The organism is Bacillus sp. FSL R7-0685 (assembly GCF_038002425.1).
In the GTDB taxonomy this organism is placed as follows: Bacteria; Bacillota; Bacilli; order Bacillales; family Bacillaceae; genus Bacillus; species Bacillus subtilis.
The window spans coordinates 1,191,649-1,210,340 of record NZ_JBBOCN010000001.1; the positions used below are offsets into that span (position 1 = coordinate 1,191,649).

The window sequence follows — 18,692 nt, forward strand, 5'->3', positions numbered from 1 at the left end:
TTGCTAAAATATATCGGAAGACGCTTAGTCTATATGATTATCACACTATTTGTGATTGTAACTGTGACATTCTTCTTAATGCAAGCAGCACCGGGCGGGCCATTTTCAGGTGAGAAAAAGCTTCCGCCTGAAATTGAAGCAAACTTAAATACGCACTATGGCTTGGACAAGCCGCTGTTTGTACAATACGTCAGTTATTTGAAATCAGTTGCAATGTGGGATTTCGGACCATCATTTAAATATAAAGGTCAGAGTGTTAACGACCTGATCAATTCAGGTTTCCCCGTTTCATTCACTCTTGGAGCAGAAGCTATTCTCCTCGCTTTAGCGTTAGGTGTATTGTTTGGAGTCATTGCAGCTCTTTACCATAATAAGTGGCAGGATTATACCGTCGCGATTTTAACGATATTTGGTATTTCAGTTCCAAGCTTTATCATGGCGGCTGTTCTGCAATATGTGTTCTCCATGAAGCTTGGGCTGTTTCCGGTCGCGGGGTGGGAGTCCTGGGCATACACCTTTTTGCCTTCAATCGCACTTGCTTCCATGCCGATGGCGTTCATTGCCAGACTTTCCCGTTCAAGCATGATCGAAGTGTTAAACAGTGATTATATCCGCACTGCGAAAGCGAAAGGGCTGTCTCGTCCAGCAGTTACTGTGCGGCACGCCATTCGAAACGCGCTTTTGCCGGTTGTTACATACATGGGCCCGATGGCCGCACAGGTCTTAACGGGGAGCTTCATTATTGAAACCATTTTTGGGATCCCGGGGCTTGGTTCACACTTCGTAAACAGTATTACAAACCGTGATTATACAGTCATTATGGGTGTAACGGTGTTCTTCAGTGTCATCTTGCTATTGTGTGTATTAATCGTAGATGTGTTATACGGCATTATTGATCCAAGAATCAAGCTTTCCAAAGCAAAGAAAGGAGCCTAGGCCATGCAGAACATTCCAAAAAACATGTTTGAACCAGCCGCAGCGAATGCCGGCGATGCAGAAAAAATAAGTAAAAAGAGCCTTTCCCTCTGGAAAGATGCGATGCTTCGCTTCCGCAGCAATAAGCTTGCAATGGTCGGGCTTATCATTATCGTACTTATTATCCTTATGGCAATTTTTGCGCCGATGTTCTCAAGGTATGATTATTCAACTACTAATCTCTTAAATGCGGATAAGCCGCCTTCAAAAGATCACTGGTTCGGCACAGATGATCTTGGACGGGACATTTTCGTCCGTACATGGGTAGGAGCGCGAATCTCAATCTTTATCGGTGTTGCAGCTGCTGTTCTTGATTTGCTGATCGGCGTCATTTGGGGGAGCATTTCAGGCTTCCGCGGTGGCAGAACGGACGAAATCATGATGCGTATCGCTGATATCCTTTGGGCAGTTCCTTCATTATTAATGGTTATCTTACTGATGGTTGTTCTTCCGAAAGGTCTATTTACGATTATTATTGCCATGACGATTACAGGCTGGATTAACATGGCCAGAATCGTGCGCGGACAAGTGCTGCAGCTGAAGAATCAAGAGTATGTGCTTGCTTCACAGACACTGGGTGCAAAAACATCCCGTCTTCTGTTTAAACATATCGTGCCAAACGCAATGGGTTCTATTTTGGTCACGATGACACTGACAGTTCCTACTGCGATTTTTACAGAAGCCTTTTTAAGCTATTTGGGACTCGGTGTTCCGGCTCCGCTGGCAAGCTGGGGAACGATGGCTTCTGACGGATTGCCTGCATTGACCTATTATCCGTGGCGTTTATTCTTCCCTGCCGGATTTATCTGCATTACAATGTTTGGCTTTAACGTTGTCGGCGACGGATTAAGAGACGCATTGGATCCTAAGTTACGTAAATAAGGGAGTGATACGGGTGACACGCCTATTAGAAGTAAAAGATTTAGCAATTTCATTTAAAACATATGGCGGAGAGGTCCAAGCGATCCGCGGAGTGAATTTCCATCTGGATAAAGGAGAGACGCTGGCTATCGTCGGCGAATCGGGGTCCGGAAAAAGTGTAACCTCTCAGGCAATCATGAAGCTGATTCCAATGCCTCCGGGTTATTTCAAACGCGGTGAAATCCTGTTTGAAGGGAAGGATCTGGTGCCGCTGTCCGAAAAAGAAATGCAAAATGTCCGAGGAAAAGAGATCGGCATGATATTTCAGGATCCGATGACCTCCTTAAATCCAACGATGAAGGTCGGTAAACAAATTACGGAAGTGCTTTTTAAACACGAAAAGATCTCGAAGGAAGCGGCTAAAAAACGCGCGGTTGAACTGCTGGAATTAGTCGGTATCCCAATGCCGGAAAAGCGGGTGAACCAATTTCCGCATGAATTTTCAGGCGGGATGAGGCAGCGGGTTGTCATTGCGATGGCGCTTGCGGCGAATCCGAAGCTTCTGATCGCCGACGAGCCGACCACTGCACTTGATGTAACGATTCAAGCGCAAATTCTGGAATTGATGAAGGATTTGCAAAAGAAAATTGATACGTCCATCATCTTTATTACACACGATCTTGGTGTTGTGGCAAATGTTGCTGACCGGGTCGCTGTCATGTACGCGGGACAGATTGTAGAAACAGGTACGGTAGACGAAATTTTCTACGATCCGAGACATCCGTATACTTGGGGGCTTCTTGCATCCATGCCGACACTGGAAAGTTCAGGAGAGGAAGAGCTGACTGCCATTCCGGGCACACCGCCTGATTTGACAAACCCGCCAAAAGGAGATGCTTTTGCCCTGCGGAGCCCTTATGCGATGAAAATCGATTTTGAACAGGAGCCGCCAATGTTTAAGGTATCTGATACTCATTATGTCAAATCGTGGCTGCTTCATCCCGACGCGCCAAAGGTAGAGCCGCCAGAAGCGGTAAAAGCGAAAATGCGTAAACTGGCAAATACGTATGAAAAACCTGTCTTAGTGAGAGAAGGTGAATGAATTGACTGAAAAACTATTAGAAATCAAACATTTAAAACAGCACTTTGTCACGCCGAGGGGAACGGTTAAGGCTGTAGATGATTTATCATTTGATATCTATAAAGGTGAAACATTAGGGCTGGTTGGTGAATCTGGCTGCGGTAAATCGACAACAGGCCGAAGCATTATCCGGCTGTACGAAGCAACCGATGGTGAGGTGCTGTTTAACGGTGAAAATGTGCACGGGAGAAAATCGCGGAAAAAGCTGCTGGAATTCAACCGCAAAATGCAGATGATTTTCCAAGACCCCTATGCATCCCTGAATCCGAGAATGACAGTTGCTGATATTATTGCTGAAGGCCTTGATATTCATAAGCTGGCGAAAACGAAAAAAGAGCGGATGCAGAGGGTTCATGAACTATTGGAAACAGTTGGTTTAAACAAGGAACACGCGAACCGCTATCCGCATGAATTTTCCGGCGGCCAGCGCCAAAGAATCGGGATTGCCAGAGCTCTTGCTGTTGATCCGGAATTCATTATCGCGGATGAGCCGATTTCCGCTTTGGATGTATCCATTCAAGCGCAGGTCGTGAATTTAATGAAAGAACTGCAAAAAGAAAAAGGGCTCACATACCTGTTTATTGCCCACGATTTATCGATGGTCAAATACATCAGTGACCGCATTGGCGTCATGTATTTCGGGAAACTGGTTGAGCTTGCGCCGGCAGATGAGCTTTATGAAAATCCGCTTCACCCATATACAAAATCATTGCTTTCTGCGATTCCGCTTCCTGATCCGGACTATGAGAGAAATCGCGTTCGCCAGAAATATGATCCGTCTGTCCATCAATTAAAGGATGGGGAAACGATGGAATTCCGTGAAGTCAAACCGGGACATTTTGTGATGTGCACGGAAGCCGAATTTAAAGCTTTTTCATGATTCATCAATCCTTCAAGAGATTTCTCTTGAAGGATTTTTTTGCGTCTTCATAGAAAGTGAGAATGATAACATTTACAATTAGAGGAAAAAGCGGAGGCGAAATACGATTCAATTTCTGCATAACAAAAATGTTTTTGCGCTATTGCTGTCTCAATCTTTTCAATCTTTAGCAGGAGTCCTCGTCACAATCGTTTTAATGGTCCGGGTCTATCAAATGACTGACTCCGTTTTTTTGGCAGGCCTTATTTTATCGTTCATGTCGTTTGCGAGTATAGCAGCAAGCTTTTGCGTCTCTCCGGTGCTTCGCATTCTCGGTTTTAAAAAGGTGCTTGCGGGAGCGAATCTGCTTAGAGCGGTCTTTACAATCCTGATGGCATACAGCGTCACTCATCACGGACAGGCATTCTTTTGGATTACGCTGCTGTTTGTGTTTTGTTTTTCCTTCGCGGGCGCTTTTTTTCAGCCGGCAAGATTTGCGCTGCTGCCGATTATTGTTCCAAAGAAGCAATATGTAAAAGCGAATGGTGTGATCTCCCTCTCGAATCAATTGTTCTTAACAGCAGGCTGGGGCCTTGGAGGCCTTCTGACGTACGCCGTCCCTTTTGAACTCGTTGTCGGCGCTGCCATTTGCCTGTTAGTTCTATCGGGAGCTTCCATCAGTGTGCTGCATGTAAATGAAGAAGAGGCTGCAGGAACTGCTGAAACAGCATCTGTCAGAAGTATATGGAAGGATTTAATGATCATCCCTATTGTAAGAGACATTACTGTAATGGACGTGATAGAAGCTTTGGCGGGTTCCGTATGGTCATCTGCTATTCTCCTCGCATTTACTGCGGCTGTTTTGCATGAAACAGAGGTGTGGTGGGGGATGTTTAACGCTTCCTATTTTATAGGCGCAATTGTCGGCAGTGTGATTGCCATTCGTTTTTCTTCTTTTTTTGAGCGGAATATGGGCTATGCCATTATGTTCAGCTCGCTTGTAATGTCGGCGCTGACCCTTTTGTTTTCATTTTCTCCACTCCCATTTTTATGCGCTCTGGCTTGTGCTGCAATGGGGCCTTTTTATCAGGTGCGTGATATTTGCCAGGAAACCATGCTGCAGGAAGTTATTCCCGAGCAGAAACGAATCGGAATCATGGCTGCAAAAAATGCGATTTTGACTCCTTGGTCAGGCGTCACCTACTCCATTATGGGGCTAGTGGCTGATGCTGCTGGTGCGAAAATAGCTTTTATCGCGGCTGCTGCATTATATATCATGACATTTCTGATTGCACTGGCGCAGCCCCGTCTGGTTCATTACAGGCGAGAAAATCGAGTTCAATGAGAAACACTTCAAAATGAACGGAGCAGCTGGCTCCGTTTTGCTGAAAAAAAAATGAAACCATGGCGGAAGTTCGCACGTCTTTATAGATGTAAGGCTGTTTAAACAAGAAGAAATGGGGTATATCTAAAAGTATGAAGACAACGAACTCATAAGGAGCAAATCAATGAACTGGTATGAAAAGCTTAGCGAGTACTTTCCAATTGAAGAAATGAAATCAAAAGCGCATATGGAAGCTCTTCTGAAAGAGCGAAGCGATATTTATCATAAAGATGAAGGCAAACATCATATTTTAATGTTTGCGGAATTCGATTCTTTTATCTTCGTTGATTATCTGTATGTGTCTAAGGATGCAAGAGGGCAGGGGCTTGGCGGCAAATTGATCGCGAAGCTGAAAAAGAAAAATAAGCCCATATTGCTCGAGGTGGAACCTGTGGATGAAGATGATACTGATACAGAAAAACGCCTGAGGTTTTATCAAAGAGAGCATTTCAAGCATGCTCAGTCAATTGGGTACCGGCGCCGGTCATTGGCTACGAATGAAGTAAACAAGATGGAGATTCTGTACTGGTCACCAAAAACAGAATCAGAAGAAGAAATTCTTGAAGCCATGAAACAAACATATGAAAACATTCATACTTATAAAGACGAGAAATGGTACGGGGAATCGTACGAAAAAACGGATGAAGTCCTGAAACTCATTGATGAAGAAAAACAAAAAAATATTTTCGATCAGTTAAGCTAATTGAGAATTAGAACATATCATAAACATTAAAAATTTGCTGGATTGACACATTTTTTTCTTAGGATACTGTTCACACTTACTTTTTTATAGTATAATACCTGTAAAGATTCCTTTTTTAGAGTAATTTCAATTTAAGAATAAAATAGATGTTCATCCTACTAATTAGAGGAGTGAAGATGAATGGTTACACTATACACATCACCAAGCTGTACTTCATGCAGAAAGGCGAGAGCGTGGCTCGAGGAGCACGATATTCCATTTGTAGAAAGAAACATTTTCTCTGAACCTTTATCAATTGATGAAATAAAACAAATTCTTCGAATGACTGAGGATGGAACAGATGAAATCATCTCAACCCGTTCAAAAGTATTCCAAAAACTGAATGTGAACGTTGAATCTATGCCGCTGCAAGATTTGTACCGCTTGATCAACGAGCATCCAGGTTTGCTTCGCCGTCCGATCATCATTGACGAAAAACGTTTGCAGGTCGGATATAACGAAGACGAAATCAGACGTTTCCTGCCAAGAAAAGTTCGCTCTTTCCAATTAAGAGAAGCACAGCGTTTGGCAAACTAATAGATCGTATCATCAAAAGAAGGCTGAGTGATCAGCCTTCTTTTATTTTTCAACCTGCTGGTAATAAATGCTCGCAAGGATGACAAACGCAACCGTCAAAATGGGGAGGAGCGTTTCGACTGTGCCGTGCTGCGCCATAAAAAGCGACAGCTTTTTGTCTCTGACAATCATTTCTCCGCCAGTATAAGCAAGCAGCCCGCTTCCCGCGTAAATCAGAAGCGGTATTTTCTCTAGTGCAATATGGATGAGTTTGCTGCCCCAAATAATAACCGGAACCGATACACACAAACCTATAACAACGAGAGAAAACTCACCATGTGATGCTCCCGCAACTGCGATGACGTTGTCCAGCGACATAAAGAGATCTGCAAGCACAATCGTTCGTATCGCTCTCCACAGGGAGGTGCTGCTTTTAATGTGCTTCGTGTCTTTTTTTTCAATCAGCAGCTGATATCCTAAATACAGCAGGAAAATTCCGCCGGCGCACTGCAAGAACGGAATGTTCAAAAGATATACAGCTGCACTTGTTAATCCGATTCTCATGGCAACGGCAATAAATGTTCCGAGAATAATGGCTTGCTGTCTTTGCTTGTCCGGCAAATGTCTGCTGGCCATGGCAATAACAACCGCGTTATCTCCGCCGAGGATCAGGTCAATCCCAACAATGACAAGCAGAGAAATCAGATAGTCATGCTCCATGAAGCGGCACCTCGCTTTCAGTCCTTCGCTTGTACTACTACTATATGAGACAGGTTGTATTTTATGATATCAGCCGCCTGAACTGCCGTTTTTTAGGCAAAGGTGCATTTTTATTTCTTTTGTGACTGTTTTATCATAAAATAGAAATACAAAGGAATTCACACTGGCCTTGGTTAAGGTTAAGATGTGGACGGAATGGGTAAAGTGTAGTAAAGTACAATTAATCGGGAGCTTAGATGTCCCTTCAACATCTTATATAGAAGGGAAGGTTGGCAAATGGAAATTGAAAGAATTAACGAGCATACAGTAAAATTTTATATGTCTTACGGAGATATTGAAGATCGCGGTTTTGACAGAGAAGAAATTTGGTATAACCGTGAGCGCAGTGAAGAACTTTTCTGGGAAGTCATGGATGAAGTTCATGAAGAAGAGGAATTCGCTGTTGAAGGCCCACTTTGGATTCAAGTTCAGGCACTGGACAAAGGATTAGAAATCATCGTCACAAAAGCCCAGCTTTCCAAAGACGGACAAAAGCTCGAACTGCCGATTCCTGAGGATAAAAAGCAAGAACCAGCATCTGAGGATCTTGACGCCTTGCTGGATGATTTCCAGAAAGAAGAGCAAGCCGTCAATCAGGAAGAGAAGGAGCAAAAGCTTCAATTTGTCTTGCGATTTGGCGATTTTGAGGATGTTATTTCTCTATCTAATTTGAACGTTAACGGAAGCAAAACGACTTTATATTCGTTTGAGAACCGATATTATTTATATGTAGATTTTTGCAATATGACTGATGAAGAGGTTGAAAATCAGCTAAGCATCCTGCTGGAGTACGCAAATGAATCCTCAATCAGCATACACCGTCTTGAAGAGTACGGCAAGCTGATTATTTCAGAGCATGCTCTAGAAACGATAAAAAAACACTTTGCATCATAGCAAACCGATTTCCTTCCGGAAATCGGTTTTTTTTATGCACGAAAATGCCATTTTAGAGATGTGAAAAATCAAAAACATATAGACAAGCAGAAAATACAGCGAACAGGAGTTGATCATCTTTTCCAGAAAGTATACTTCATCTGGAAAGGAGAGATGACAATTGTTTAGTGCTGTGACTGAAGACGGCCAAATGTTTCACCTTCTAGGCGCTCAGCAAAACCAGAAATTAAAGCGGAGACGGTTCTTCTGTCCGGTATGCGGAGGAGAGCTAGCTGTGAAGCTCGGACTTCAAAAAGCGCCGCATTTTGCCCATAAACAGAACAAGTCCTGCTCCATAGACATCGAGCCGGAAAGCGCCTACCACTTAGAAGGAAAAAGACAGCTGTATGTATGGCTGAAAACGCAACGGGCTTCACCAATATTGGAGCCGTATATAAGGACAATCAACCAAAGACCAGACGTCATGGCAAGGATCAAGGAGCATATGCTTGCTGTTGAATATCAATGCGCCACTATCGCTCCAGATGTCTTTCAAAAGCGGACAGAGGGCTTCAAACAAGAAGGAATCATCCCGCAGTGGATTATGGGATACAGCCGCTTAAAACGGACTGCTTCGTCCTTTTATCAGCTTTCAGCTTTTCATTGGCAGTTTATCAATGCAAGTCCATACAGAGAGATGATATGTTATTGTCCTGAAAGGCGTTCTTTTCTCCGGCTCAGCCACATCATTCCATTCTACACAAACCATTCTTATTCCTCAGTCCAAACGATCCCTATCCATCGGGCAGGTGTAGACGATCTTTTTTTCACTGAACCGAAACCCTCAATTCAATATTCAGGCTGGACGAAAGCGATTCACCGTTTTCGCCATAAACCCCATCGGTTTAATTCAAAGGAAACAAATCGCCTTAGGCTGCTGTTTTATGAGAAGCGGCAGACGCCTTTTTCTTTTCTGCCGACTGAAGTGTTTGTTCCTGTTAGAAAAGGGGCAGTTTTTAAGAGTCCGGTTTTTGTGTGGCAGGGGTTTCTTTATTTGTTTATGACGGATCTTGGAGGTAAACGTGCGCCAATTCGTTTTTCAGCCGTTTTGCAGCAGTGCAAACTGCACATTCATAATAAGAACATTGCACTCAGGTTTGAATGCAGCGAAGAGTGTCTTTCAGAAGCGGTTAAACAGTATATTGATTTTTTGTGCAAGAAGGGATTTTTAAGGGAGACTCAGAAAGAAGTATATGTGCTGAATCAGCCTGCAGGCGGCATACACTCCATGCAGGATCTCATAGAAAGAGACCGCAGCTGTTTTATAGAATGAGTTTGTCTTATTTGGCTCACCCTAAGACAAAGGTGGTGGGCAGGCTGTGAAAGGCACAAAAGGAAAGGTTTTTCGTGTTTTTACTGCTTTTTTGGCATTCGTTCTCTTCATTACTGCATATGATTTGACAAAAGGCAGTGAAAAACCGGAAGATATTCACAACACAAGTTTATTGAGAAACAGCTGTTTTTTCAATTGGCTTGAATCAAAGAAGACGAGGGGGATCACCATGGCTGAGGAAAAAAAAGCAAACCAACTGCCTGACAGAAGTGAGGTAAAGGCAGAAGACACATGGAGACTTGAGGATATTTTTCCTAGTGATGAGGCCTGGAATAAAGAATTTCAAGCTGTAAAAGAATTAATTCCGAATTTATCTAAGTATAAAGGAAAGCTGGCAGATTCAGCTGATCATTTATACGAGGCTCTTACGTATCAAGATAAAGTGATGGAGCGGCTGGGTAGGCTGTACACATATGCGCATATGCGCTCTGACCAGGATACTGGGAACTCCTTTTACCAGGGGCTGAATGACAAGGCGGGAAACCTGTATACACAGGCCGCAAGCGCGACAGCTTATCTGGTTCCGGAGATTTTATCCATAGAAGAAGACAAACTGCAGCAGTTCATTCTTGAAAAAGAAGAATTAAAGCTGTACTCTCATGCGATTGAGGAGATTACAAAGGAACGTCCGCATGTGCTGAGCGAGAAGGAAGAGGCACTGCTTGCTGAAGCCTCCGAGGTACTGGGGTCATCTTCAAATACATTCAGTGTGTTAAATAACGCAGATATAACGTTTCCATCCATTAAAGACGAAGATGGGAATGAAAAACAGATCACTCACGGCAACTTTATTAATTTCTTGGAAAGTGAAAACCGTGAAGTCCGCAAAAATGCGTTTGACGCAGTGTATAAAACGTACGGACAATATAAAAACACAATGGCCACGACGCTAAGCGGCACTGTGAAAAAGGACAACTTCTACGCGAGAGTGAAAAAGTACAAGTCCGCGCGTGAGGCTGCGCTTTCTAACAACAGTATTCCTGAGGAAGTATACGATAACCTTGTTAAGACGATTAATAAGCATTTGCCGCTCCTGCACCGCTATATTGCGCTAAGAAAGAAAGTGCTTGAGCTTGATGAAGTGCATATCTATGACCTGTATACACCGCTTGTGAAAGATGCTGGGATGAAGGTGACATACGAGGAAGCCAAAGATTACATGCTGAAAGGCCTCGCACCTTTAGGGGAAGAATATGCCTCTATCCTAAAAGAAGGACTGGAAAACCGCTGGGTGGACGTTTACGAAAATAAAGGAAAACGCAATGGGGCTTATTCATCAGGAGCTTACGGCACGAATCCGTATATTTTGATGAACTGGCATAATAACGTCAATAATCTCTTTACGCTTGTGCACGAGTTTGGACATTCCGTACACAGCTACTATACGAGAAAGCACCAGCCTTATCCATACGGCAATTACAGCATCTTTGTCGCGGAAGTTGCCTCTACGACAAATGAAGCGCTCCTTGGCGAATACTTGCTGAACAATTTAGAGGATGAAAAACAGCGCTTATATATTCTCAACCATATGCTTGAGGGCTTCAGGGGAACGGTCTTCAGACAAACGATGTTCGCTGAATTTGAACATCTGATTCATACAAAGGCGCAAGAAGGCGAGCCGCTTACACCTGAGCTTCTGACAAATGTCTATTACGACCTGAATAAAAAGTATTTTGGAGACGGCATGGTGATTGATAAGGAAATCGGTCTTGAATGGTCGCGTATTCCGCACTTCTATTACAATTACTATGTGTATCAGTATGCGACAGGGTACAGCGCTGCCCAAGCATTAAGCAGCCAGATTTTGAAGGAAGGAAAGCCGGCGGTTGACCGTTATATTGACTTCCTGAAAGCGGGAAGCTCACAATACCCGATTGATGTCCTGAAAAAAGCGGGTGTTGATATGACGTCTCCAGAGCCAATCGAAGCCGCGTGCAAAATGTTTGAAGAAAAACTTGATGAAATGGAAGAGCTGCTGATGAAAGTCAAGCAGTCTTAAAAAAGTAAGCCTGTGCGGAAATGAAGCACAGGCTTTTTTAAAACCCTTTAAAGGTTTTCCGGTGATTCAAGCGGTAGAGGGTAAACAAAATAGACAGAAACAGCAGAGGAGAGGTAATATAAAGCGGCAGCATATGCATCATGCCTAAGATATTCAGACAGAAAAAAACGGCAATGCACACAATTGAGATCAAAGTAGACATCATGGCGATCCTCCTCGTCCTTTTTCCTTATAAGGATATGAGTGAATGCACTTCGTTATGTTTTGTGACAAAAATATGAACATTAAGCATAGAGGTTGTCAAAAGTCGACATCTTTTGTTATCATAAGGATGTGAAATTGATCACAAACAAACATTACCCCTTTGTTTGACCGTGAAAAATTTCTCCCATCCCCTTTGTTGTCGTTAAGACATATGAAACCGCGCTTATCCCGGCGCGGTTTCTTTAGTGTTAAAAACGGAACGTGCGTTCGGTTATGGCGTAAAAAAACAGCCTCAAGCATATGCACGCCTGCGGCTATTTTTCACATGATTGATATTCATCAGAATAAGTGCTGAGAGACTTCCAAAACATTCCGTGTTTGGCTTCTACTTTGGCAACCTTTTTAGCAAACGCCAGTTTTTTCATTTCTTTTTCTACCTCTTCAAGGCTCAGGTCATATACAAGAGCAATTTCCTTCGAGGCAACGAAGCGGAAATATTCAATAAAACATTCTAAAGGCGGTGTTTCCGAAGGCTTCGGCTCGTCGCCAAGCATCTCAAATAAAATTTCTTCATATACATCATATGAGTAGCTGCCAGGAACTTTAAGCCCTTCATCCTCATGCTGCGTATTAAAAAACGTCAGTGTCGGATTAACAGAAACATCCATCTCGGCAGCAATTTTCATGTCACATTGAAGCGCCTTGACCGCGCTTTGAGAATGCAGATCTTTTTTGAATTCTTCAAGATCGAGACTTGTATTTTCAGCAATCTCCAAAAGCACGTTTTCATCCGTAATATTTTTCTTTGAAACAAATAGGCTCTCCTGCATATTTCTGAGAAATTGCATGCCGGCTTTTCGTCCTTGCAGTTCGGCTGCTTTAAAAGCGAGAGCAGCCATATAAGGCGATGAAAGCGGCTGATCCTGTTCGAACCACACATTGCCGTCACATGACATGCCAGAGCGGCTCGCGATCTTTTCCCATGCTTCTGCGAGAAGATGCTTTTTTCGCTTTTTATTTAAAGCGGTAAGGCTTGCGGAAGCGATAATGCGTAAAGTGAAAAAACGTCCGTATCTGATTTTCAGCTTTTTGATGACGGGCTCTAAGGACCAGCATTCAGGACATAAAGGGTCTACAAACATATAAATTTCAAGCGGTTTTTTTGGATGACCGTGGCAATGGGCGAAGTATAGCTCATGCTGATAGTTTGTCAAGATGATCGATCCTCCGCTTCCGTTTGATTCACCATATGCCTTGCTGTCAACTCCAGCCGGCCAAACAAAAACTCACGAATTTCGCCCTCCAGCCCTACATGGTCCATTGCGTCCTTCATACAGCTGAGCCACGCATCAGCTCTCTCGTTTGTAATTGGAAAGGGAAGATGCCTTGCTCTGAGCATAGGATGGCCGTGTTCCTCAGTATAAAGAGGAGGCCCGCCTAAATACTGAGTTAAGAATTGCTTCTGTTTCCTGGCGGTTTCTGTCAAATCGCTTGGAAAAATCGGCTTCAGCAAAGGATGAGACGCGACACGCTCATAAAAAGTATCAACAAGTTGCGATAGAAGTTCCTCTCCAATCGCTTCATAAGGTGCGTTAAACGATTGTCCCATGTTGACTACTCCTTTAAATATGGCTAATAGGAATCATAAATCCTATTGCAAAAAGTAATTTTCTGTATTTCATTGTTTCATCTAGATTTATTTTAGCAACAAGGCATCATTTCTACAAACAAACTGCCTTTTATGCGTTTGATGACTCATTTCGGCTGACAGCCGGGGTTTGTATTTCATATCATATCACATAAAAATCAGGAATGCGTAAGATTTCACTTCGCAAAAAAACCAGAGGGAAAGAGCACCTCTGGTTACGCGTAATAAACTGAAGTTATTTTTTTTACATAGTTTTGCGTTTCTTGGAAAGGAGGAATGCCTCCGTATCGGTCAACATTCCCCGGTCCGGCGTTGTAAGCCGCTAATGCCATAGACACATTGCCGTCGTATTTATCCAGCATTTGTTTTAAATATTTCGTTCCGCCCTCCACATTTTGCTGCGGATCAAGCGGATTGGAAACGCCAAGTGAGCTTGCTGTTGACGGCATCAGCTGCATGAGGCCCATCGCACCTGCTCCGCTGACCGCTTTTGCATTAAAGCCTGATTCCTGTTTGATGACGGCGCGGATCAGTTTTTCATCAACGCCATATTTATCAGCGGCTTTTTTAATCGCACTGTCAATAGAGAAGTCTCCCGAACTGATCTGATTTGCTTCATGTTTGTTTGAAGCTGAATCTGCAACAGCTGTTTCAGTGCTTTCTGCCGCTTTTGTGACTGAACCTGAATTGCTGCTCGTATATGAGTTAAGCCCATACGCTGAAAGCAGTGGCGGCGCTGTTGTATTCGCGCTGTTCAGCATGCTGAGCGGGCTTGGCGATGAAGAAGGTGCTGATTGCTGAGATGCCAGACCGTTTGTATATTGGCTGAGCAAAGAACTGAAACTTGAAAGCGGGCTTTCCGTATTCTGATTATCCGAGCTGCTGCGTGCATTAGATATGGACTGTAGTGCCTGAAGCTGAAGTAAAGCTGCCCAATTCGTTACATTCACGATGTCATTCCACCTTATATAGACTTTCGTTTTTCTTCATAAAAACGCAGAATTTTATTTTTGGTTTCGCGCTGAGGAATGCTGAATTGCTGAAGCAGCTTTTCGAAGGCTTTTCTGCCCTCATGCCAATCCGCCGCCTCAAATTCAATTTCATAGTCCTCTTTATTTAAATATCGGCTGTGGTCTAAAACTATTAAGCCTTTTTCTGTTTCTTTTTCCGCACGGCTTGTTGCTAAAGATCCAAAGTATTGTATGGCATCCGTATCGATCTGAAGCTTGTGCAGCTGGTCCTTCACAGGGCCCTCGGGAACTGAAAATCCAGCGAGATCTGATACCTCTGAAAGCTGTTGGTGCGTTTCCAGAAGCCCCACATCTGCCGGCTCCTTTAATGTAAGGACATACTTTCCGTTTTTTCTGCGGATACGAAGCGCAGCATGTTTTTGTTTCAGCGCGAAGCTGTCTGTATCAAAATAATGATTCTTTTGATCTGTAAAATCTTTTTCTGTCAGCTGGAGTGCCGCTGCTATGTTTTTGAATTCTTGTTTGGTCAGCATGTTTTTAAATTCGATTTCAATTTCTTGGCTCATGATGCTCTTCCTTTCCGCCCTGTAAATCTTATTTTTACTATTATCTCTTTAGATGTTAGGTTTATCAATATCGAGCTCGATATGATAAAATGAATCTGTACTTTGTTTAAAAAAGGAGAGCATTATGCAAAACAGAATCGAAATTTTGAATGCAACATTATCGGATGATCAGCTTCGCCTTGCCTGTCAGACAGAAGGAAACGAAGCGGAACGCAAGCCGTCAGGTCAAATGCTTGTTGATTCTGACCACTTTGCTTTTGTATACATACTTGAATTAGCTGATTCTTTTGAATATGTCATTATAAAGGAACATGTATGGCCGGAACTAAAGCAGGCCCATGCACAAAAAATACCGGTTGTTTTAGAGGCAGGAGACCAAACAATTGAACTGGCAGGCCTGCATGAGGAGCTGGAATATCTTTTAGAAAATATAAAAGATAATGCAAACTATGGAGAAGAAATGGAAGAAAAAGTGAAACGCGTGTTTTTATAGAAACTGGTTCGGAATTGGGGGATGTATGATGGATGACAAACAATGGGAGCGTTTTTTAGTGCCGTACCGCCAGGCTGTCGAAGAGTTGAAAGTGAAGCTCAAGGGGATCCGCACACTATATGAATACGAGGACGACCATTCACCGATCGAATTTGTGACCGGACGCGTCAAGCCTGTGGCGAGCATACTTGAAAAAGCGAGACGGAAAAGCATACCGCTGCATGAAATTGAAACCATGCAGGACATTGCTGGCCTTAGAATCATGTGCCAATTTGTCGATGACATCCAAATCGTAAAAGAGATGCTTTTTGCCAGAAAAGATTTCACCGTTGTGGATCAGAGGGATTATATTGCGGAACATAAAGAGAGCGGATACCGATCATACCATCTTGTTGTGCTGTACCCTTTGCAGACGGTATCCGGAGAAAAGCATGTTCTCGTGGAAATACAGATCCGTACACTGGCGATGAATTTTTGGGCGACCATTGAGCATTCATTGAATTATAAATACAGCGGAAACATTCCTGAAAAAGTAAAACTAAGGCTTCAGCGCGCTTCTGAAGCGGCTTCCCGGCTTGATGAAGAGATGTCGGAGATCAGGGGTGAAGTACAGGAAGCTCAAGCTGCCTTTTCAAGAAAGAAAAAAGGAAGCGAGCAACAATAGGTAAAGGGGAAGAAGAGCATGAAATTTGCCGTATCATCAAAAGGAGATCAAGTTTCTGATACGCTGAAAAGCAAAATACAGGCGTATTTATTGGATTTTGATATGGAACTGGATGAAAATGAACCGGAAATCGTTATTTCAGTCGGAGGCGACGGAACGCTTTTGTATGCTTTTCACAGATACAGCGACCGCTTGGACAAAACAGCATTTGTCGGCGTTCACACAGGTCATCTGGGTTTTTATGCCGACTGGGTTCCTCATGAAATTGAAAAACTTGTTCTTGCCATCGCGAAAACGCCGTATCATACAGTCGAATATCCGCTTCTCGAAGTCATTGTGACCTATCACGAAAACGAGCGGGAAGAAAGATACTTAGCTTTGAATGAATGTACGATTAAAAGCATCGAAGGAAGCCTTGTTGCTGATGTGGAAATCAAAGGGCAGCTCTTTGAAACCTTCCGGGGCGACGGCCTCTGCCTGTCAACTCCATCAGGCAGTACAGCCTACAATAAGGCGCTGGGCGGAGCGATTATCCATCCGTCTATCAGGGCGATCCAGCTTGCGGAAATGGCTTCAATTAATAACCGCGTGTTCCGTACGGTCGGGTCACCTCTGCTTCTCCCATCCCATCATGATTGCATGATTAAGCCGAGAAACGAAGTTGACTTTCAAGTGACGATTGACCATTTAACCCTTCTCCATAAGGATGTAAAGTCGATCCGCTGCCAAGTTGCATCCGAAAAAGTGCGGTTTGCGAGATTCCGTCCGTTTCCATTTTGGAAAAGAGTCCAGGATTCGTTTATTGGAAAAGGTGAATAGAAAGAGGACATATCGTGGAGCATTTTTTTATCAGAAAGAACATTACTTCCGCTGAGGACGGGATGACTGTAAAAGAATATGCCGGTGAACTGGGAATTTCGAAACGTCTGCTGACCGATATTAAGTTTGGCGGGGGAGACCTGCAGATTAACGGAGAGCATGTGACGGTCAAATACGTTTTGAAAGAGGGAGATCTTCTTATCGTGAAGTTTCCTGAGGAACAGGTGAGCGAGACGCTGCTGGCAGAGCCTGTTCCGCTCGATATCCTTTATGAGGATGAACATGTGCTTGTGATAAACAAGCAGCCGTATGTGTCATCAATCCCTTCGAGAGAGCACCCCTCCGGCAGCATTGCCAATGGAATTATTGATCATTATCAAACAACCGGAGTGAGGGCGACAGTACATCTTGTCACCCGGCTAGACCGGGATACATCAGGTGTCATGCTTGTTGCCAAGCATCGATTTGCCCACTCCATTTTATCGTCTGCGCAAAAAAACGGCCTTGTGAAACGCCGGTATGCGGCAGTGGTTCACGGGCGGATGGCACAGATGGAGGGAACAGTCGATGCTTCGATTGGCAGACATCCTGACAGTATTATAGAACGGACGGTAACACCGGACGGCCAGAAGGCTGTTACTCATTTTTACGTCACATGTGCAAATGATGACATGACCTCGGTGGCATTGCAGCTTGAGACTGGACGAACCCATCAAATTCGTGTTCATATGAGCTATCTCGGGCACCCGTTGTGCGGCGATACACTGTACGGCGGAACGAGACAGGAAATTGGCCGGCAGGCTCTGCACAGCGAGCATCTTTCGTTTATCCATCCGCTGACACAGGAGAACATGAGGTTTCATGCTCCACTGCCTCAGGACATGAGAAAACTGATAAAAGGAGAGAATCATTGATTCTCTCCTTTTTTATATGGGGCGAAATCTTGATTCGTCGTAAGGCAGGGAGCTTGGAACAGAGACGGTTTCTATTTCTGGAAAGCGAAAGCCTGTCAGTTGATTTCCGAACACGCAGCCTGTATCAATGTTGATGGTGCGATTGACCTTCCGAGGCTCTTTCACAGGTGTATGACCGTATACCACCCAAGCCTTTCCGTTATAGGCTGCCGCCCAATCACGCCTGATGGGTCTGCCGTCCGGATATGTTTCACCCGTCACGTCACCGTAAAGCACAAAGTCCTTCACTCTGCGGGTATATTTGCCGATATCGTCAGCTCTTATGCCAGCATGGGCGACAACTAATTCTCCATTATGTAAGATGTCGTAAAGCGGCGCTGTTTCGTACAGCTTCATAAACTGTTCGCTGACTGATTTTTTCTCATCTTTGGAAAGTTCCTCAAGCTCTGCCGCTGTTGTTTCGAGACCATGCATCACTTTTACCGGATTTCCTTTTAAGTAACGATATAATTTATTGCAATGGTTTCCCGGGACATAACGCACAGCGCCTTTTTCGTAAGCGCCGGCTACAAATCGGATGACTTCTATAGATTTAGGCCCTCTGTCAGTTAAATCTCCGGCAAAAACAAGCACCCTGCCTTCTTCATGGACAGGTACTCCATTTTTGATTGTATAGCCAAGCTTTTGGATTAATGCAGTCATTTCGTCATAGCAGCCATGAATATCGCTGATGATATCGTAAGCCATGCGGTATCCTCCTTACCGATTGTTTTATTTATTATGAAGCAAAGTGTTGTGAGTCATCACAAGCTTTTATGTGCAAATTATAGAAGAATCATTTTCTAAACAGGATTAAGACCTTATCACTTTATTTTTCATCATCACCCTTGTTAAAATCGCGTTATGTTTTT

Annotated in this window: 23 protein-coding genes; 15 read left to right on the forward strand and 8 right to left on the reverse strand. The window is 43.7% G+C overall.

Going from position 1 to position 18,692, the window contains the following annotated elements; translation table 11 throughout:
* From oppB to spx, 7 genes are all read left to right on the forward strand, one after another.
* Complete coding sequence (gene oppB, locus MKY50_RS06215) at positions 1–936, forward strand: oligopeptide ABC transporter permease OppB (protein WP_014479444.1); 936 nt, start codon at positions 1–3, stop codon at positions 934–936.
* Between the two features lie 3 nt (positions 937–939).
* Positions 940–1,857, forward strand: a complete 918-nt coding sequence (oppC, locus tag MKY50_RS06220) for an oligopeptide ABC transporter permease OppC (protein ID WP_003232954.1) — start codon at positions 940–942, stop codon at positions 1,855–1,857.
* A gap of 4 nt (positions 1,858–1,861) precedes the next feature.
* A complete protein-coding gene (gene oppD / locus MKY50_RS06225) occupies positions 1,862–2,938 on the forward strand; it encodes an oligopeptide ABC transporter ATP-binding protein OppD (RefSeq protein WP_015252358.1) in 1,077 nt (358 codons plus the stop codon).
* A 1-nt stretch (position 2,939) separates the two neighbouring features.
* Positions 2,940–3,857: an oligopeptide ABC transporter ATP-binding protein OppF gene (gene oppF, locus MKY50_RS06230; protein WP_003245567.1), complete on the forward strand. Its 918-nt coding sequence runs from the start codon at positions 2,940–2,942 to the stop codon at positions 3,855–3,857.
* 106 nt (positions 3,858–3,963) lie between these two features.
* Positions 3,964–5,181, forward strand: a complete 1,218-nt coding sequence (locus tag MKY50_RS06235) for an MFS transporter (RefSeq protein WP_341117291.1) — start codon at positions 3,964–3,966, stop codon at positions 5,179–5,181.
* Between the two features lie 163 nt (positions 5,182–5,344).
* Positions 5,345–5,923, forward strand: coding sequence for a GNAT family N-acetyltransferase (locus tag MKY50_RS06240; RefSeq protein ID WP_003224597.1), 579 nt, complete (start codon positions 5,345–5,347; stop codon positions 5,921–5,923).
* Between the two features lie 180 nt (positions 5,924–6,103).
* Positions 6,104–6,499, forward strand: coding sequence for a transcriptional regulator Spx (spx, locus tag MKY50_RS06245; protein ID WP_014476435.1), 396 nt, complete (start codon positions 6,104–6,106; stop codon positions 6,497–6,499).
* 42 nt (positions 6,500–6,541) lie between these two features.
* Here spx and MKY50_RS06250 read toward each other — a convergent pair whose 3' ends face one another.
* Complete coding sequence (locus MKY50_RS06250) at positions 6,542–7,198, reverse strand: TerC family protein (RefSeq protein ID WP_003232944.1); 657 nt, start codon at positions 7,196–7,198, stop codon at positions 6,542–6,544.
* A 169-nt stretch (positions 7,199–7,367) separates the two neighbouring features.
* Here MKY50_RS06250 and MKY50_RS06255 point away from each other — a divergent pair, with 169 nt between their 5' ends.
* Both MKY50_RS06255 and mecA read left to right on the forward strand, forming a co-directional pair.
* Positions 7,368–7,508: a hypothetical protein gene (locus MKY50_RS06255; RefSeq protein WP_119122854.1), complete on the forward strand. Its 141-nt coding sequence runs from the start codon at positions 7,368–7,370 to the stop codon at positions 7,506–7,508.
* A complete protein-coding gene (mecA, locus tag MKY50_RS06260) occupies positions 7,475–8,131 on the forward strand; it encodes an adaptor protein MecA (RefSeq protein ID WP_003232942.1) in 657 nt (218 codons plus the stop codon). The genes MKY50_RS06255 and mecA overlap by 34 nt, the downstream gene beginning before the upstream one ends.
* Here the strand turns inward: mecA and MKY50_RS06265 are convergent.
* Entirely contained in the window at positions 8,126–8,248 is a 123-nt protein-coding gene (locus tag MKY50_RS06265) for a hypothetical protein (protein ID WP_003245684.1), read from the reverse strand. The genes mecA and MKY50_RS06265 overlap by 6 nt on opposite strands.
* A 73-nt stretch (positions 8,249–8,321) precedes the next feature.
* Between MKY50_RS06265 and coiA the strand changes: the two genes are divergently transcribed.
* Positions 8,322–9,443 (forward strand): competence protein CoiA, encoded by a 1,122-nt coding sequence (gene coiA, locus MKY50_RS06270; RefSeq protein WP_250621656.1) that lies wholly within the window; start codon positions 8,322–8,324, stop codon positions 9,441–9,443.
* Positions 9,444–9,672: 229 nt separating this feature from the next.
* Positions 9,673–11,502: an oligoendopeptidase F gene (pepF, locus tag MKY50_RS06275; RefSeq protein ID WP_003245178.1), complete on the forward strand. Its 1,830-nt coding sequence runs from the start codon at positions 9,673–9,675 to the stop codon at positions 11,500–11,502.
* 37 nt (positions 11,503–11,539) lie between these two features.
* On the opposite strand, the gene MKY50_RS06280 is transcribed toward pepF, so the two are convergent.
* The 5 genes from MKY50_RS06280 to MKY50_RS06300 form a co-directional block, all read right to left on the reverse strand.
* Complete coding sequence (locus MKY50_RS06280; protein WP_003244944.1) at positions 11,540–11,707, reverse strand: hypothetical protein; 168 nt, start codon at positions 11,705–11,707, stop codon at positions 11,540–11,542.
* Positions 11,708–12,020: 313 nt separating this feature from the next.
* On the reverse strand, positions 12,021–12,920 hold the full coding sequence (gene spxH, locus MKY50_RS06285; RefSeq protein WP_003245184.1) for a protease adaptor protein SpxH: 900 nt from the start codon (positions 12,918–12,920) through the stop codon (positions 12,021–12,023).
* Positions 12,917–13,315: a globin domain-containing protein gene (locus MKY50_RS06290; protein WP_003232928.1), complete on the reverse strand. Its 399-nt coding sequence runs from the start codon at positions 13,313–13,315 to the stop codon at positions 12,917–12,919. Before MKY50_RS06290 ends, spxH begins: the two co-directional genes overlap by 4 nt.
* Positions 13,316–13,569: 254 nt before the next feature.
* Entirely contained in the window at positions 13,570–14,304 is a 735-nt protein-coding gene (gene cwlQ, locus MKY50_RS06295; protein ID WP_250621654.1) for a bifunctional muramidase/murein lytic transglycosylase, read from the reverse strand.
* 14 nt (positions 14,305–14,318) lie between these two features.
* Entirely contained in the window at positions 14,319–14,891 is a 573-nt protein-coding gene (locus tag MKY50_RS06300) for a CYTH domain-containing protein (RefSeq protein WP_085186275.1), read from the reverse strand.
* Between the two features lie 124 nt (positions 14,892–15,015).
* On the opposite strand from MKY50_RS06300, the gene MKY50_RS06305 reads away from it, so the two are divergent.
* From MKY50_RS06305 to MKY50_RS06320, 4 genes are read left to right on the forward strand one after another with little or no spacing between them, the layout of a single operon-like run.
* On the forward strand, positions 15,016–15,384 hold the full coding sequence (locus tag MKY50_RS06305) for a UPF0738 family protein (RefSeq protein ID WP_003232922.1): 369 nt from the start codon (positions 15,016–15,018) through the stop codon (positions 15,382–15,384).
* A gap of 28 nt (positions 15,385–15,412) precedes the next feature.
* Positions 15,413–16,048, forward strand: coding sequence for a GTP diphosphokinase (yjbM, locus tag MKY50_RS06310; protein ID WP_003245294.1), 636 nt, complete (start codon positions 15,413–15,415; stop codon positions 16,046–16,048).
* An 18-nt stretch (positions 16,049–16,066) separates the two neighbouring features.
* Positions 16,067–16,867 carry an NAD kinase gene (locus MKY50_RS06315; RefSeq protein WP_003232918.1) on the forward strand — a complete coding sequence of 267 codons (801 nt, stop codon included), beginning with the start codon at positions 16,067–16,069 and terminating at the stop codon, positions 16,865–16,867.
* Positions 16,868–16,881: 14 nt separating this feature from the next.
* The gene (locus MKY50_RS06320) at positions 16,882–17,781 is read left to right on the forward strand and encodes an RluA family pseudouridine synthase (protein WP_167408056.1); all 900 of its coding nucleotides are present in this window, start codon (positions 16,882–16,884) and stop codon (positions 17,779–17,781) included.
* A 12-nt stretch (positions 17,782–17,793) separates the two neighbouring features.
* Here MKY50_RS06320 and prpE read toward each other — a convergent pair whose 3' ends face one another.
* Positions 17,794–18,528: a bis(5'-nucleosyl)-tetraphosphatase PrpE gene (gene prpE / locus MKY50_RS06325; protein ID WP_003244765.1), complete on the reverse strand. Its 735-nt coding sequence runs from the start codon at positions 18,526–18,528 to the stop codon at positions 17,794–17,796.
* Positions 18,529–18,692: the final 164 nt, after the last annotated feature.